At 73.4% G+C, this 14628-nt stretch carries 13 protein-coding genes; 8 read left to right on the top strand and 5 right to left on the bottom strand.

The window, feature by feature from the left end:
* The first annotated feature begins 34 nt into the window (after nucleotides 1-34).
* A complete protein-coding gene (locus tag ACZ5SK_RS13380; protein WP_468575992.1) occupies nucleotides 35-1618 on the top strand; it encodes a hypothetical protein in 1584 nt (527 codons plus the stop codon).
* Between the two features lie 18 nt (nucleotides 1619-1636).
* On the opposite strand, the gene ACZ5SK_RS13375 is transcribed toward ACZ5SK_RS13380, so the two are convergent.
* Nucleotides 1637-2968 carry a PH domain-containing protein gene (locus tag ACZ5SK_RS13375; RefSeq protein ID WP_468576112.1) on the bottom strand — a complete coding sequence of 444 codons (1332 nt, stop codon included), beginning with the start codon at nucleotides 2966-2968 and terminating at the stop codon, nucleotides 1637-1639.
* A 59-nt stretch (nucleotides 2969-3027) separates the two neighbouring features.
* Nucleotides 3028-3540 carry a PH domain-containing protein gene (locus ACZ5SK_RS13370; RefSeq protein ID WP_468158664.1) on the bottom strand — a complete coding sequence of 171 codons (513 nt, stop codon included), beginning with the start codon at nucleotides 3538-3540 and terminating at the stop codon, nucleotides 3028-3030.
* Nucleotides 3541-3572: 32 nt separating this feature from the next.
* On the opposite strand from ACZ5SK_RS13370, the gene ACZ5SK_RS13365 reads away from it, so the two are divergent.
* Nucleotides 3573-4724 carry an NADH-quinone oxidoreductase subunit D gene (locus tag ACZ5SK_RS13365; protein ID WP_079660690.1) on the top strand — a complete coding sequence of 384 codons (1152 nt, stop codon included), beginning with the start codon at nucleotides 3573-3575 and terminating at the stop codon, nucleotides 4722-4724.
* Nucleotides 4725-4727: 3 nt separating this feature from the next.
* Here the strand turns inward: ACZ5SK_RS13365 and ACZ5SK_RS13360 are convergent, their stop codons facing one another.
* A complete protein-coding gene (locus ACZ5SK_RS13360; RefSeq protein ID WP_468418801.1) occupies nucleotides 4728-5762 on the bottom strand; it encodes an SAM-dependent methyltransferase in 1035 nt (344 codons plus the stop codon).
* Between the two features lie 118 nt (nucleotides 5763-5880).
* Here ACZ5SK_RS13360 and ACZ5SK_RS13355 point away from each other — a divergent pair, with 118 nt between their 5' ends.
* Together ACZ5SK_RS13355 and ACZ5SK_RS13350 are read left to right on the top strand one after the other, a co-directional pair.
* Nucleotides 5881-7083 carry a sensor histidine kinase gene (locus tag ACZ5SK_RS13355; RefSeq protein ID WP_334578080.1) on the top strand — a complete coding sequence of 401 codons (1203 nt, stop codon included), beginning with the start codon at nucleotides 5881-5883 and terminating at the stop codon, nucleotides 7081-7083.
* An 81-nt stretch (nucleotides 7084-7164) separates the two neighbouring features.
* Nucleotides 7165-7833: a response regulator transcription factor gene (locus tag ACZ5SK_RS13350; RefSeq protein ID WP_334578079.1), complete on the top strand. Its 669-nt coding sequence runs from the start codon at nucleotides 7165-7167 to the stop codon at nucleotides 7831-7833.
* A gap of 76 nt (nucleotides 7834-7909) precedes the next feature.
* Here the strand turns inward: ACZ5SK_RS13350 and ACZ5SK_RS13345 are convergent, their stop codons facing one another.
* A complete protein-coding gene (locus tag ACZ5SK_RS13345; RefSeq protein WP_361708551.1) occupies nucleotides 7910-9016 on the bottom strand; it encodes a DUF5937 family protein in 1107 nt (368 codons plus the stop codon).
* Between the two features lie 212 nt (nucleotides 9017-9228).
* Between ACZ5SK_RS13345 and ACZ5SK_RS13340 the strand changes: the two genes are divergently transcribed.
* Entirely contained in the window at nucleotides 9229-9438 is a 210-nt protein-coding gene (locus ACZ5SK_RS13340; protein ID WP_334578077.1) for a hypothetical protein, read from the top strand.
* Between the two features lie 28 nt (nucleotides 9439-9466).
* Here the strand turns inward: ACZ5SK_RS13340 and ACZ5SK_RS13335 are convergent, their stop codons facing one another.
* A complete protein-coding gene (locus ACZ5SK_RS13335) occupies nucleotides 9467-10666 on the bottom strand; it encodes a threonine aldolase family protein (RefSeq protein WP_457495484.1) in 1200 nt (399 codons plus the stop codon).
* Between the two features lie 275 nt (nucleotides 10667-10941).
* Here ACZ5SK_RS13335 and ACZ5SK_RS13330 point away from each other — a divergent pair, with 275 nt between their 5' ends.
* The 3 genes from ACZ5SK_RS13330 to ACZ5SK_RS13320 are packed head-to-tail and all read left to right on the top strand — an operon-like array spanning nucleotide 10942 to nucleotide 14623.
* On the top strand, nucleotides 10942-11907 hold the full coding sequence (locus ACZ5SK_RS13330; protein WP_334578075.1) for a Rossmann-like and DUF2520 domain-containing protein: 966 nt from the start codon (nucleotides 10942-10944) through the stop codon (nucleotides 11905-11907).
* Entirely contained in the window at nucleotides 11904-12896 is a 993-nt protein-coding gene (gene panC / locus ACZ5SK_RS13325) for a pantoate--beta-alanine ligase (protein ID WP_334578074.1), read from the top strand. Before ACZ5SK_RS13330 ends, panC begins: the two co-directional genes overlap by 4 nt.
* The gene (locus tag ACZ5SK_RS13320; protein ID WP_334578073.1) at nucleotides 12893-14623 is read left to right on the top strand and encodes an L-aspartate oxidase; all 1731 of its coding nucleotides are present in this window, start codon (nucleotides 12893-12895) and stop codon (nucleotides 14621-14623) included. The genes panC and ACZ5SK_RS13320 overlap by 4 nt, the downstream gene beginning before the upstream one ends.
* Nucleotides 14624-14628 lie beyond the last annotated feature (5 nt).

Raw genomic sequence — 14628 nt, 5'->3', positions numbered from 1 at the left:
CCAACATTCGCCTACGCGCGGTAAGTTTCTGGCCATGCCACGTGGACGTCACCGCCATTCCCCACCTTTGCACAGGCTGCTGCCTCCCTCGGCGATCGCAAGCGTCTCCCTTCTCTGCGCCCTAGGCCCCTGGGTGTTCACGGAGCCGACGGTGCTCCGGGGTCTGGCCGCGGCCGCCGCGGCGACGGCGATCGTCGGGGCGGTCGTGATGCGCCGCTGGGACATGCAGGCGGGCAAGCAGGTCGCCGACCTCACGCGCGCGCGTGCCGGTGACGAATGGCGCTACGAGGAACGCGTCGCCGAACTGGAGAGCGACCTCGACGAATCGCGTGAGCTGCGCGTCAAGCTGGAACAGCGGCTGCGGTCCAAGCGCGCCGAACTGGCCGGCCTGCGCAACGAGCACGCCGCGCTGCTGCGCCGCTACGCCACCGCGGAGACCGAGCGCGCCAGCGCCCTGGAGGGCCGCCGCCTGCTCGAGATAGAAGCGGCTCCCTCGCCCGCACTGCCTGCCGCGCGCACGGCGCAGGACGCCGAGCCGACCGGCACTCCCGGTCCGCGGGACCTCGAGGCCCCCGAGCGCGAGGACGCAGTCGAGACGGACACCGAGGCACAGGAGGCCGAGAAGGCCGAGGAGACCCCGGAGGCGGTCGAGTCCGTCGAGTCGGCGGAGTCCGGGCAGGCGGCGGAGTCGGGGGAGTCAGGGGAGTCGGCCGAGGAGGAGCCGAAGGCCCCGGCGGTCTTCTCCCCCGAGGGATCGAAGCTGTTCCTGCGGGCGCAGGTGGCGCTGGCCCGCTTCGACACAGACTCCGCCAAGCCCGCGAAGAGCGAGGACCACGCCGAGGAGGAGCCCGCGCGGACGACTTCCGTGGAGGTCACCGCCGGCGGTGGCGAGGCGGAGGCCGCGCAGGAGGACGAAGCGCAGGGGAAGCCCGAGGCGGCCGACGAGCACGCGCGCGCGGTCGCCCCCCACACGGCTGACGAGGCCATCGCCGCTCCGCGGAACGAGGTCGCGAAGAGCGACGAGGCGAAGCTGGACGCCCCGGAAGAGACCTCTGCCGAGGCGCATGAAGCAAACGAGGCGCATGAAGCAAACGAGGCGCATGAGGCGAACGAGGCGCATGAGGCGCATGAGGCGGACGACGCGGCCGGTGCGGTCGGCGTGATCCGCGCGGAGAACGCGGACGAGGCGGAGCCCGCGCGGCCCGAGCCGTCGCCGGCCCCCGCCCCGGCCGCCCCTGCGCCCGCCGCCGAGGTCGGCTCCGCGCTCGTCCGCCGTCCCGCCGCTCCCGTGCAGCGCCCCTCCGGCCACTTCGCCGTGCCGACCGCCGTGGCCGTCGTACCGGCCACGCAGCCCGTACGGCGTCCGACGGCCGAGGGCGGGTTCGACTTCTTCGGCACGAAGAGCGCGTCGTCGTCCGACACGCTGGAGTCGGTGCAGAACGAGGACCTCGCCGACGTCGTCGGCCAGGAGGCCCTCGCGCTGCACAAGGCCGAGTCCGAGGCGGAGTTCAAGCCGGTCGACGAGGCGTCGCGCGGTGTGGGCCAGGTGATCGACCTGACCGCCCACGACGAGACCGAGGTGATCGACCTCCAGGGGCTGCGCAGCGCCGTCTCCTGACGCCGCTGTCGTGCAGTCCTAAGCCATCCACCGGTCGGGCCGGGCGTCCAGGCGCCCGGTCCGTGATCGTTCGGCCTGGCCGCGGAGCAGCTCCGCGGCCTCCTGTGCGTCTCGCAGGCGGGCTGTGACGGTCTTGCCGGCTCCCGTGTCCACGTGGACGTCCGCGAGGCGCCACAGGCGCTGCCAGGGCCCTTGCGTCAGCCGCACGCTCTGCACCTTGGCGTGCGGCACGAGCGTCAGGCTGCGGCGCAGCAGTCCGTGCCGGGCGGCGAACACGCTGTCCGTGACGGCGATCCCGTAGCCCCGCCACCACACCGGCGCACACCGCCCGGCCCGCCGCGGCGGGCGCGACAGCGAGTCCTCGGCCGGGACGCTCACCCCGGGCAGCACGCGCGCGACGACGGCCTCCGCGGCCTCGCGCGGGGCGACCGGCACGAGCACGGAGTTGGCCGAGCCCGCCACATGCAGCTCGACGCGCACCCAGCCGAGCCGCCGCCACAGCAGCGGCCGGACGATCCGCACGCTCTGTACGCGTCCGGGCGGAACGGTCTCGTGCGTACGGTCCAGCAGCCCGTGGTCGATCCGCAGCCCGTCCGGGGACTCGCCCACGGTCCAGTCGTACTCGCCGACGAACCGTCCCACGCTGCTCGCGCCCGCCGCGCCGAGCAGCGGCACGCCGGTCGCGAGGACCGTCCACACGCTGTGGGTGGCCAGCCACAGCACCGGCGGCACGACGAGCGCGGCGGCCAGCGCGCCCCAGGTCGCACCGGTCAGCAGCAGGGAGATCGCCAGCTTGCGCGCCGGGACGCGCAACAGCTCGCGCGCGGGCGCCTCGCCCACTTCGTGCGCCGACTCGGGGGCGAAACCGGCCGCCCGCGCGAGCAGCTCCGCCCGCAGCGTGCGGGCCTCTTCCTCGCTCAGGAAGGCGAGTTCGTCCTTCTTCTCGGCGCCGACCACGTCGAGCCGGAGCTTCGCGACGCCCGCGATCCGTGCCAGCAGCGGCTGGCTGACGTCGATCGCCTGGATGCGTTCCAGCCGGATGTGCGCGGTGCGCCGGAACAGCAGGCCGGTCCGTATGCGCAGTTCGCTGTCCGTCACCGCGAAGTGGGTGAACCACCAGGTCAGAAAGCCGTAGAGGGAGGCGGCGGGGACGATGACGGCGAGCGCGATCAGCAGGGCCGTGGTGGTGAGCCGGGTCAGCTGCTCCTGCGCCTGGTTCGGGTCGTGCACCGCCCATCCGACGAGGACCGCGATCGGCGCCCACGCCCGCCGGAACGGCGTGACGGGGTGCAGCCTGCGCTCGGTGACGGGCCGCTGCGGGCGAGCGCCGGGTGCGGGCCCGTCCGGTATGCCGTACGCGTTCGCCTCGTCGGGCGGGTGCGGGGCGTCGTCCTCGACGCCCGGCGTCGTCACAGTCCCGCCGATCGGGCCTCGCCGAGCTCGGTGAGCCGGTCGCGCAGCCGCTCCGCCTCGGCCGGGTCCAGGCCCGGGATGGTCGCGTCGGTCGCGGCGGCCGCGGTGTGCAGCTGGACGCTGGCCAGCCCGAAGTGCCGCTCGACGGGACCCGAGGTGACCTCCACGAGCTGCATGCGTCCGTAGGGCACGACGGTCTCCTCACGCCACAGCACACCCCGGCTGATCAGCAGGTCGTCGGCCCGCTCGGCGTACCGCCAGGAGCGCCAGTTGCGGCCGAGCAGCACCCACCCCCAGCCGACGCCGGCCAGCGGCAGCACCGCGAACGCCGCCCACGCGGGGCCGGCGAACAGGCCGAGCGGCAGCCCGATGCCGACGGCCGCCAGCCCCAGCCACACCACCAGCAACAGTCGTCGCATCCGCAGCAGCCCCGACGGCAGTCCGGTCCACACGGGTCCGGCCGATCCGCTGTCCGTCGTCTCCAGGCCCCCAGGGCTCCCCGTTTCCATGCGGCCAGCGTACGTAGGGGAGACTGTGATGCATGACTCCTACGACGGAGACCACGGTCGGGATCGGCGGTGCCGCGGAGAGCACCGACATGGTGCTCAACATCGGTCCCCAGCACCCCTCCACGCACGGTGTGCTGCGGCTGCGGCTCGTGCTGGACGGCGAGCGCATCCGGCACGCGGAGCCGGTGATCGGTTACATGCACCGTGGTGCGGAGAAGCTGTTCGAGGCCCGCGACTACCGCCAGATCGTCATGCTCGCCAACCGTCACGACTGGCTGTCGGCGTTCTCGAACGAGCTGGGTGTGGTCCTCGCGGTGGAGCGGATGCTCGGCATGGAGGTGCCCCCGCGCGCGGTGTGGACCCGCACGCTGCTCGCCGAGCTGAACCGGGTGCTGAACCACCTGATGTTCCTGGGGTCGTATCCGCTGGAACTGGGCGGCATCACACCGGTCTTCTACGCCTTCCGCGAGCGCGAGGTGCTCCAGAACGTCATGGAGGAGGTCTCCGGCGGGCGCATGCACTACATGTTCAACCGCGTCGGCGGCCTCAAGGAGGACATCCCGGCCGGCTGGTCCACACGCGCGCGCGGCGCCGTCGCCGCGGTGCGTTCCCGCATGGACGTCTTCGACGACCTCGTGCTCGGCAACGAGATCTTCCGGGGGCGCACGCGGGACGTGGGCGTCCTCGCGCCGGAGCACGTGCACGCGTATGGCGTGAGCGGGCCCATCGCGCGGGCCTCGGGCGTCGACTTCGACCTGCGCCGCGACGAGCCCTATCTCGCGTACGGGGAGCTGCAGGACACCCTGAAGGTGGTGCACCGGACCGAGGGCGACTGCCTCGCGCGCTTCGAGTGCCTCCTGGAGCAGACGCACAACGCGCTCGACCTCGCGGACGCCTGCCTCGACCGGCTCGCCGACCTGCCGCCCGGCCCGATCAACCAGCGGCTCCCGAAGGTCCTCAAGGCGCCCGAGGGGCACACGTACGCGTGGACCGAGAACCCCCTCGGCATCAACGGCTACTACCTCGTCAGCAAGGGCGAGAAGACCCCGTACCGGCTGAAGCTGCGCTCGGCGTCGTACAACAACATCCAGGCGCTCACCGAACTGCTGCCGGGCACGTTGGTCGCGGACATGGTGGCGATCCTGGGGTCGATGTTCTTCGTGGTCGGGGACATCGACAAGTAGGGATCACACCGCAGTGGCGAGCGGGTCCGGAATTCCAACCGGCTGGAGGAGCCACCCGAAGTCGCCCAGGCCGCCCGTCGCGGTGAGCTCGGCGGCCTCTCCGGCGCTCGTGAGGGCGCGCACGTAGGCCGCGGGGTCGGTGGAGGCGAGCGCGAGCGGGGGGCGTGCGCCGGTCACACCCAGGGTGTGCAGCGCCGTGCGTTGGGTGAGCAGGCGGGCGCGGGAACCCCTTTCGCCCGCCTCCGCGCACGCGTCCAGCGCGACGTGGGCCGTGATGTCGCAGGACCCGTCCGGCACGGGCGCCGTCTCACGGCCCTCCCGGAAGCCGGTGAGCGTCCCGAACGGGGGGCGTGCGTGCGCCGAGTGCGCATAGTCCACGGCCACCGCGAGCCCCCGTACGACGGAGCCGACGGCGGACGCCCACGCGGTGTCCCGCGGCAGTCCGATCTCCGCGCGGAGCCCTTCCTCGCGCGGCGACGGCCACGGCCACCAGCGGTCGAGCCATTCCGCCTCCGCGCCGGAGACCGGCTCCCCGAGGCGTTCGACCCCGTCGCCCCGGACGAGCACCAGCCGCGCCACCCCCGCGGCGTCGACCTCCGCGACCTCCACGGGTACGTTGTCCAGCCACTCGTTGGCGAACAACAGCCCGGTGACCTGTCGTGGGGGCTCGGGCAGCCACTCGATCCGGTGAGCGAGGCCCTCGGGGCGGCCGGCGACTTCGACGGCGTACGCGCGCGTGCGCGCCGCCACGTCGGCGGGGAGCGCGGCGAGCACCGCGGTGACCAGTTCGCCCCGGCCGGCGGCCATGTCGACGAAGTCGAGCGAGGCGGGACGGCCCAGCGCCTCGTCGACCCGGCACAGCAGCCGGGCCACGGCCCCGGCGAACAGCGGCGAGGCGTGCACGGACGTGCGGAAGTGCCCGGCCGGACCCTCGGGCCGCCGGTAGAAGCCGCCCGTCGTGTCCGTGCCGTACAGCGCGGTCTGCGTCGCCGCCCGCCAGCCGCGCCACGCGCCCGGATCGGTCACCTCGTCCACCATCCGGTCAGACTAGGCGTACAGGTGATCACGGCATCCACCTTGCGGAGTACGCGCGCCCGGATCGGATCGGCCCTCCGGTTGACCCCTGCACGCATCGGCCTTCCCTACGCTGGGTTACGTGCAGCGCCTCTATGACTTCCTCCGCAGACACCCGACCTGGGTCGACGGCTTCTGGGCCCTCGTCGTGTTCGGGATCTCCGCGGCTGCCGGAACCGCGGGACAAGACCGCGGCGGCACCGACTCCATGGCGCTGCTGGTGCCGGTCGTGTTTCTGTTGTGCCTGGTCATCGCGTTGCGTCGGCGTATGCCCGAGCAGATGCTCGTGCTTGCCGCGGCGCTCGGACTGGCTCAGCTGGTGCTGAACGTCGGGGTCACGGCGGCCGACTCCGCCCTGCTGGTGATCGTCTACACGGTCGCCGCGATCGGCGCCCGCTGGGCCTCCCGCCTCTCCCTGGTCATGGCGCTGAGCGCGGCCACCCTGGCGCAGGTGCGCTGGCCGCACGAGAACGCCGGCGTGCCGGGCCAGTTCGCGGTCATCGTCTTCCAGACGGTGCCGTTCGCCCTCGCCTGGGTGCTGGGCGACTCCATTCGCACCCGTCGCGCGTACTTCGCGCAACTGGAGGAGCGCGCCGCCCGGCTGGAGAAGGAGCGCGCGGCACAGGCGAAGGTCGCGGTCGCCGCCGAGCGCGCCCGCATCGCGCGCGAGCTGCACGATGTCGTCGCCCACAACGTGTCGGTGATGGTGGTGCAGGCCGACGGCGCCGCCTATGTCCTCGACGCGGCGCCCGACCAGGCGAAGAAGGCCCTGGAGACGATCTCCTCCACCGGCCGCCAGGCCCTCGCCGAGATGCGCCGCCTGCTGGGCGTGCTGCGCACCGGCGAGCACCAGGAGGGCGGCGAGTACGTGCCGCAGCCGGACGTCGAGCAGATCGAGGATCTCGTCGAGCAGTGCCGCGGTTCGGGTCTGCCGGTGGACTTCAAGGTCGAGGGCACTGCGCGGCCCCTGCCCAGCGGCGTGGAGCTGACGGCGTACCGCATCGTGCAGGAGGCGCTGACGAACACGCGCAAGCACGGCGGACCGAACGCGGGCGCGAGCGTGCGCCTGGTCTACTTCGACGACGGCCTCGGCCTGCTCGTCGAGGACGACGGCAAGGGCGCCCCGCACGAGCTGTACGAGGAGGGCGGCGCCGACGGCGCGGGCCATGGCCTGATCGGCATGCGCGAGCGGGTCGGCATGGTGGGCGGCACCCTGGACGCGGGCCCGAGGCCCGGCGGAGGATTCCGCATCAGCGCTCTGCTCCCGCTCAAACCCGCGCATTGACGCCGATGCGCGCCCCCTGTTGACACCTGTCACGCCCCCACCCTCGCGCCCATCCAGCGAAGACCCACGGAAGAGGACCTCATGACCATCCGCGTGATGCTCGTCGACGACCAGGTGCTGCTGCGCACCGGGTTCCGGATGGTGCTCGCCGCCCAGCCGGACATGGAGGTCGTGGCGGAGGCGGGCGACGGGGTCGAGGCCCTGCAGGTGGTGCGGTCCACGGAGGTGGACGTCGTGCTGATGGACGTCCGTATGCCGAAGCTGGACGGCGTGGAGGCCACCCGGCGCATCTGCGCGGAGCCCGACCCGCCGAAGGTGCTGATCCTGACCACCTTCGACCTGGACGAGTACGCGTTCTCGGGGCTGAAGGCCGGTGCCTCGGGGTTCATGCTGAAGGACGTGCCGCCGGGCGAGCTCCTCACCGCCATCCGCTCCGTGCACAGCGGTGACGCGGTGGTCGCCCCGTCCACCACCCGCCGGCTCCTCGACCGGTTCGCGCCGATGCTGCCCAGCGCCGGCAAGGAACCCCGGCACAAGGGGCTGGAGCGGCTCACGGAGCGGGAGCGCGAGGTGATGGTGCTGGTCGCCCAGGGGCTGTCCAACGGGGAGATCGCGGCCCGGCTGGTGCTGTCCGAGGCGACCGTCAAGACCCATGTGGGCCGCATCCTCACCAAGCTGGGGCTGCGCGACCGGGTCCAGGTGGTGGTCCTGGCGTATGAGACGGGGCTCGTCCGCGCGGGCGGCCACTGACCCCCCCGGCTGACGGCCTCAGCTGTCACGCCCCCAACTGTCACGGCCCAGCTGCCCCGAGCCCACCTGGACAGGCCTAGCGGAGTATCCCCTCCAGGAAGTCGCTGCCCAGCCGGGCCACCACGGTCACGTCGAGCTGGTGCAGCACATACCGGCCGCGCCGGCGCGTGGTGAGCAGGCCCGCCTTCTTCAGGACACCGAGGTGCCGGGATATCTCGGGGGCCGTCACACCGTGGACCTGGGCCAGCTCGGTCGTGGTGTAGGCGCTGCGGGCCAGCTGGCGGCAGATCCGCATCCGGACCGGGTGGGACAGCGCGGTCAGCCGCAGCGTCAGCTGCTCCACCGACGGCGGTGACGCCAGCTCCGGCGAACCGACCGGGTAGTGGATCACCGGCTGCCAGCCGTACCGGTGCAGCACCGCCAGGTGCGGCCAGCCGAGACTCGTCGGCACCAGCAACAGGCCCCCGTCGCCTGTGGCGCAGCGGCCGTCGACCAGTTTGTCGACGACGATCCGCGCGGCCTGCTCATCCAGTGTCACGGCCGGGGACACCGCGGTGAGCGCTTCCGCCAGGCCCTTGCGGCGCAGCAGATCCGTCTTGTGGCGGGTGTCCGCGGCGAGAGTGTGACTCACGCGGGCCCAGACATCGGCGAAGAACGTCTCTTCGCAGTCCTCCAGGAACTCCCTCAGCCAGGCACGCACGCGTGGCGGGTCATCGAGCACCCGCCGGGTGAACCGCACCTGGCGCGGTCCGCGCGAGGCGGCCAGTTCGAAGGTGCGGCTCTGCAGTGCGGGGTCGGAGAGGACGCTGGGGCTCGGCAGGTCGTACCCGGGCGCGCAGGTGAACTCCAGGGCGAGGTCCACGAACTCGTCGTCCGTCAGTTTGTCCAGGAGGTCGAGTTCCTCGGCGAGCGTGGCTCCGGGGAGCGTGCTGCGGCCCGGGATGCCCGCGTAGGGCAGGAAGAGGTCCGAGAACGTCGTCCGCCACAGGAAGTCGGCCTCGCACATCCGGTCGGCCAGCCGTGGGTCGAGCCGGGCGGTGACGCCGGTGACCCAGCCCTGCAGACCGGGGTGGTGCCCCGGCTCGGACAGTGCGTGCAGCGCCTGACCGAGCTCGGCCAGGGGCGAAGGAACGACGGCGACCCTCTCCGGCCGCAGCCCCGCGATGTCGATGTTCACGCCCATGCCCTCATGGTGCACCCCGCCACTGACAACGGGTTCCCGATTGACGGCCGCCGTCAATCGACGCGACGCGGGGCGCGGGCCGGGCGCAGCCTGAGGACACCGGGGGCCGCCGCGGAGCCTTCCGGATTCCCCTTCCACGTCCCGACACGTCCTGAAGACCGGACACGTCCTGAAGACCGGACACGTCCTGAAGACCTGAAGAGGCATCGGCCATGAGCATCACGCAGCAGTACGCCCTCGACGCCTACCGCGCCCGGCAGCACGGCGAGCCCCCCGTCCCGGCACCCGGAGCCCACGACTGGCAGGTGATGCGCGAACTGCGCGACCACCAGCAGTTCCGCGCGGTCCTCGCGGGCCGTCCCGCGCGCGGGAGGCTGCGGCGGGCCCTGGCCCGCCGACTGCGCCCGCGCCCTGCCTGCTGACCCCGCCTGACCTCCTACCTGCCGCCCCCTACCCGCTGACCCTCTGTTTGCGGGTCTCCTCGGCCACGCTTGCCACCCGGTCCATGAAGTCCGCGACCGCCGCCTTCACGTCGTCCGCCGTCCATGTGAGGCCGGCGGCGCGGACGGGGACCTCGGTGAGGGACAGCCCCGGGCCGCCGCGCTCCCAGGCGGTGGCGAAGAGCATCGTCTTCGTCTCCTCGGCCTGGAGCGCCGCCGCTTCGGCGAGCACGTCCGCCTCGTACGGCAGCCAGACCTGGAACTCGTGGGTGTGCGGCGCCTCGGGGTGCACGCGGGCCCACGGCACACCGGCCTCGGCGAACCCCTCACGCAGTGCGGCGGCCACCACGCGCGCGTGGGCCACGTATTCCGGCAGCCGGGGCAGTTCCCTCTCCAGGCCGATGAGGGCGGACAGGGCGGTGGGGAACTGCTGGAAGATCATTCCGCCGTAGCGGTGCCGCCAGGTCTTCGCCTCCTCCACCAGCGACTTCGGGCCGGCGAGCGCGGCGCCGCCGAAGCCGTCGAGGGACTTGTAGAACGACACATAGACGCTGTCCGCCAGGTCCGCTATCTCGTGCAGGGGGCGGCCGAAGTGGTGGGTCGTCTCCCACAGGCGCGCGCCGTCGAAGTGCACCACCGCGTCGCGTTCGCGCGCCGCCTCGACGACATCGGTGAGCTCCTCCCAGGACGGCAGTACGAAACCGGCGTCCCTGAGGGGCAGTTCCAGCATCAGCGCTCCGAAGGGCTCCTCGAAGGCGCGGACCTCCTCGGCCGTGGGCAGGCGGGGCTCGCGGGTCACCTGGACCGTGCGCAGCTCGCTGACGGTGCTGAACGCGCCCCGCTCCCATACCTCGGGATGACTCAGCGCGTGCAGCGCGACCGTGGGGTTGCCGGTGCGGCCCGCCCAGCAGCGCAGGGCGATCTGCTGGGCCATCGTGCCGGTCGGGAAGAACGCCGCGGCCTCCGTCCCCAGCAGCCCGGCGACCCGCCTCTCAAGGGCCTCCACGACCCCGTCGCCATAGATGTCCGCGGGTTCGTCCAGGTCGTAGACGTGTGCGGCCTCCTGTAGCAGGGCCAGCCGATCCCGCAGCGGGCTCCGGAAGCCGCCGCGCGACAGGACGCGTTCCGCCTCCCGGAAGGCGACCGCCCGCCGCTCCCGCAGGCGCTGCCGCGCCGTCTTCTCGTCGTCGTGCTCTGCCGTGTTCGCCATGCCCCGGATGATGCCGTGCGGCGGCTCGCGTCGGCACGCGCATTTACGGCCCCCGGCCCCGCACCGGCAAGCAGCCGGGGAGGCAGCGGGGAAACAATGGGGAAGCGGGTGGGAAGCCAGTGGGAGGCCGGTGGGAGGCCGGCGGGAGGCGGGTGGGAGGCGGGTGGGAAAGCCCACAGCCTGTGGACAACCGGACGCCCCTCGAACCGATCGCGTTAACATGACGAGAAATCGTCCGGTACCCGGAGCGGACTGGAACGGAAGGCCGTCGTCGCGTGAGTACAGCCCAGCAGCCAGACCCCAGGGACCGCCCCGCGCGGCTCGCCGTGGGCGTGGTCGGCGCCGGCCGGGTGGGTCCCGCCCTGGCCGCGTCCCTCCAGCTCGCCGGGCACCGCCCGGTCGCCGTCTCCGGCGTCTCCGACGCCTCCAGGCGGCGCGCCGCCCTCCTGTTGCCCGACGTGCCCCTCGTCCCGCCCGCCGAGGTCCTCCAGCGCTCCGACCTGGTGCTGCTGACCGTCCCCGACGACACCCTGCCCGGCCTCGTGGAGGGCCTCGCCGAGACCGGCGCCGTACGTCCGGGCCAGCTGCTCGTGCACACCTCCGGGCGGTACGGCACGAAGGTCCTCGACCCCGCCCTGCGCGCGGGCGCGCTGCCGCTCGCGCTGCACCCGGCGATGACGTTCACCGGCACGCCCGTGGACGTCCAGCGCCTGGCCGGCTGCTCCTTCGGCGTCACGGCGCCCGACGAGCTGCGGCTGGCCGCGGAGGCCCTCGTGATCGAGATGGGCGGCGAGCCGGAGTGGATCGCCGAGGAACGTCGGCCGCTCTACCACGCGGCCCTCGCCCTGGGCGCCAACCACCTGGTCACCCTGGTCGCCCAGTCCATGGAGCTGCTGCGCGCGGCCGGCGTCGACGCCCCCGACCGGATGCTCGGCCCGCTCCTCGGCGCCGCCCTCGACAACGCGCTGCGCTCCGGCGACGGGGCGCTCACCGGCCCCGTCGCGCGCGGGGACGCGGGCACGGTCGCCGCGCACGTCGCGGAGCTGCGCGAGCACGCCCCGCAGACCGTCGCCGGCTACCTCGCGATGGCCCGCGCGACCGCAGACCGCGCACTCGCCCACGGGCTCCTCAAGCCCGAACTCGCCCAGGACCTCCTCGGCGTGCTCGCCGAGGGCGCCCACGGCACTCCCGGCAGCCCCGGAACTCCCGGCCCGCACGGCACCGAAGGAGACGCCGGATGACCACCACCCTGCTGCGCACCGCCGACGAACTGCACGCACGCACGCGTGGCGGCCGCCGGGCCGTCGTGATGACCATGGGCGCCCTGCACGAGGGCCACGCCACCCTCGTGCGCACCGCCCGCGAGCTCGCCGGGCCGGACGGCGAGGTCGTCGTCACGGTCTTCGTCAACCCGCTGCAGTTCGGCGCGGGCGAAGACCTCGACCGCTATCCGCGCACCCTGGACGCCGACGTCAAGATCGCCGAGCAGGCCGGAGCGGACGTCGTGTTCGCCCCTGCCGTGGACGAGGTCTACCCGGGTGGCGAGCCCCAGGTCCGCATCACGGCGGGCCCCATGGGGGAGCGCCTGGAGGGCAGTTCGCGCCCCGGGCACTTCGACGGCATGCTCACCGTCGTCGCCAAGCTGCTGCACCTCACCCGGCCCGACGTGGCCCTGTTCGGACAGAAGGACGCCCAGCAGCTCGCCCTGATCCGTCGCATGGTGCGGGACCTGAACTTCGGTGTGGAGATCGTCGCCGTACCCACCGTGCGCGAGGACGACGGGCTGGCCCTGTCCAGCCGCAACCGCTATCTGTCCGCCAAGGAGCGGCGCACCGCGCTCGCGCTCTCCCAGGCCCTCTTCGCGGGCGGTGACCGGCACGCCGCGCAGGAGGCGCTGCGGGCACGCGCGCGTGAGGTGCCCGCCACGCAGGCGCGTGCCGAGGCGCTCAGCGCCATAGGGGAGTCCCGCGCGGCCGCCGACGCGCACGCCGTCGCCAAGGCAACGCCCGGCAACCCCGCGGCCGTCCGCGCGGCCGCCCGCATGGTCCTCGACGACGCCGCCCGGCTCGACCCGCCGCTGCAACTGGACTACCTCGCGCTCGTCGACCCGTCCGACTTCACCGAGATCGAGGACGACTTCACCGGCGAGGCAGTCCTCGCCGTCGCCGCCCGGGTCGGCACGACCCGGCTGATCGACAACCTCCCCCTCACCTTCGGAGCCGCCTCGTGACCAGCACAGGCATACGACTGCACGCGCCCGCGCCCGGGTGGAGCATCGCCGCGGACGTCGTCGTCGTCGGCTCCGGCGTCGCCGGCCTGACCGCGGCCCTGCGCTGCGAGGCCGCCGGCCTGAAGACGGTCGTCGTCACCAAGGCCCGCCTCGACGACGGCTCCACCCGCTGGGCGCAGGGCGGCATAGCAGCGGCCCTGGGCGAGGGCGACACGCCGGAACAGCACCTGGACGACACGTTGGTGGCGGGCGCGGGCCTGTGCGACGAGGACGCCGTACGGATCCTCGTCACCGAAGGCCCCGACGCCGTGCGCCGGCTGATCGAGACCGGCGCCCACTTCGACGAGTCCGAGGAAGGCGGCCTGGAGCTCACCCGCGAGGGCGGCCACCACCGCCGCCGTATCGCGCACGCGGGCGGCGACGCGACCGGCGCGGAGATCTCCCGCGCGCTCGTCGAAGCGGTACGCGCGCGTGGCTTGCGCACGATCGAGAACGCGCTCGTCCTGGACCTGCTCACGGACGCCGACGGCCGCACCGCGGGCGTCACCCTGCACGTCATGGGCGAGGGGCAGCACGACGGCGTGGGCGCCGTGCACGCGCCCGCGGTCGTCCTGGCGACCGGCGGCATGGGGCAGGTGTTCTCCGCCACCACCAACCCGTCGGTGTCCACAGGCGACGGCGTGGCGCTGGCCCTGCGCGCGGGCGCGGAGGTCTCCGACCTGGAGTTCGTCCAGTTCCATCCGACCGTGCTGTTCCTCGGCGCCGACGCGGAGGGCCAGCAGCCCCTCGTCTCGGAGGCCGTGCGCGGTGAGGGCGCCCACCTGGTGGACGCGGACGGCGTGCGCTTCATGGTCGGACAGCACGAGCTCGCCGAGCTCGCGCCCCGCGACATCGTCGCCAAGGGCATCATGCGCCGTATGCAGGAGCAGGACGCCGAGCACATGTTCCTCGACGCCCGGCACTTCGGCGCCGACATGTGGGAGCACCGCTTCCCGACGATCCTCGCCGCCTGCCGGGCGCACGGCATCGACCCGGTCACCGAGCCCGTCCCGGTCGCCCCGGCCGCCCACTACGCCTCCGGAGGCGTGCGCACCGACTCCCACGGCCGCACGACCGTGCCGGGCCTGTACGCGTGCGGTGAGGTCGCCTGCACCGGCGTCCACGGCGCGAACCGGCTCGCGTCGAACTCGCTCCTCGAGGGCCTCGTCTACGCCGAGCGCATCGTCGCCGACATCGCCGCGAGCCGGGCGGACGACGGCCTCCACGCGCGCGTGCCGGCGCCCGTCGAGCGCCCGGAGAAGCCCGCGCACCCGCTGCTGGCCCCCGAGGCCCGGTTCGCCATCCAGCGGATCATGACCGACGGCGCGGGCGTCCTGCGCTCCGCCCAGTCCTTGGAGAGGGCCGCCGACCACCTTCACAGGCTGCACAGCGAGGCCCGCGACGCCCTCGACGAGAACGGCAAGACGGCCGAGCCCGGCGTCGACACCTGGGAGGCCACCAACCTCCTGTGCGTCGCGCGCGTCCTGGTCGCCGCCGCCCGGCAGCGCGAGGAGACCCGCGGCTGCCACTGGCGTGAGGACCACGCCGACCGCGACGACGCGAACTGGCGCCGTCACATCGTCGTCCGGCTGAATCCGGACCGCACGCTCGCCGTACACACCACCGATACCGCAGACTTCCCCCCGACCCGGCAGCACCAGCCGGAGCACCGTCCCCAGGAGCAGTGACAGAA

Source organism: Streptomyces sp. NPDC031474, assembly GCF_055581185.1.
This window is presented reverse-complemented; position numbering and strand designations above follow the sequence as displayed.

Excerpts from the sequence above, each read along its gene's own strand:
- ACZ5SK_RS13380 (WP_468575992.1), top strand. The coding sequence starts at position 35 with ATGCCACGTGGACGTCACCGCCATTCCCCACCTTTGCACAGGCTGCTG.
- ACZ5SK_RS13370 (WP_468158664.1), bottom strand. The coding sequence starts at position 3,540 with ATGGAAACGGGGAGCCCTGGGGGCCTGGAGACGACGGACAGCGGATCG.
- ACZ5SK_RS13365 (WP_079660690.1), top strand. The coding sequence starts at position 3,573 with ATGACTCCTACGACGGAGACCACGGTCGGGATCGGCGGTGCCGCGGAG.
- ACZ5SK_RS13360 (WP_468418801.1), bottom strand. The coding sequence starts at position 5,762 with ATGGTGGACGAGGTGACCGATCCGGGCGCGTGGCGCGGCTGGCGGGCG.
- ACZ5SK_RS13350 (WP_334578079.1), top strand. The coding sequence starts at position 7,165 with ATGACCATCCGCGTGATGCTCGTCGACGACCAGGTGCTGCTGCGCACC.
- ACZ5SK_RS13345 (WP_361708551.1), bottom strand. The coding sequence starts at position 9,016 with ATGGGCGTGAACATCGACATCGCGGGGCTGCGGCCGGAGAGGGTCGCC.
- ACZ5SK_RS13340 (WP_334578077.1), top strand. The coding sequence starts at position 9,229 with ATGAGCATCACGCAGCAGTACGCCCTCGACGCCTACCGCGCCCGGCAG.
- ACZ5SK_RS13335 (WP_457495484.1), bottom strand. The coding sequence starts at position 10,666 with ATGGCGAACACGGCAGAGCACGACGACGAGAAGACGGCGCGGCAGCGC.
- panC (WP_334578074.1), top strand. The coding sequence starts at position 11,904 with ATGACCACCACCCTGCTGCGCACCGCCGACGAACTGCACGCACGCACG.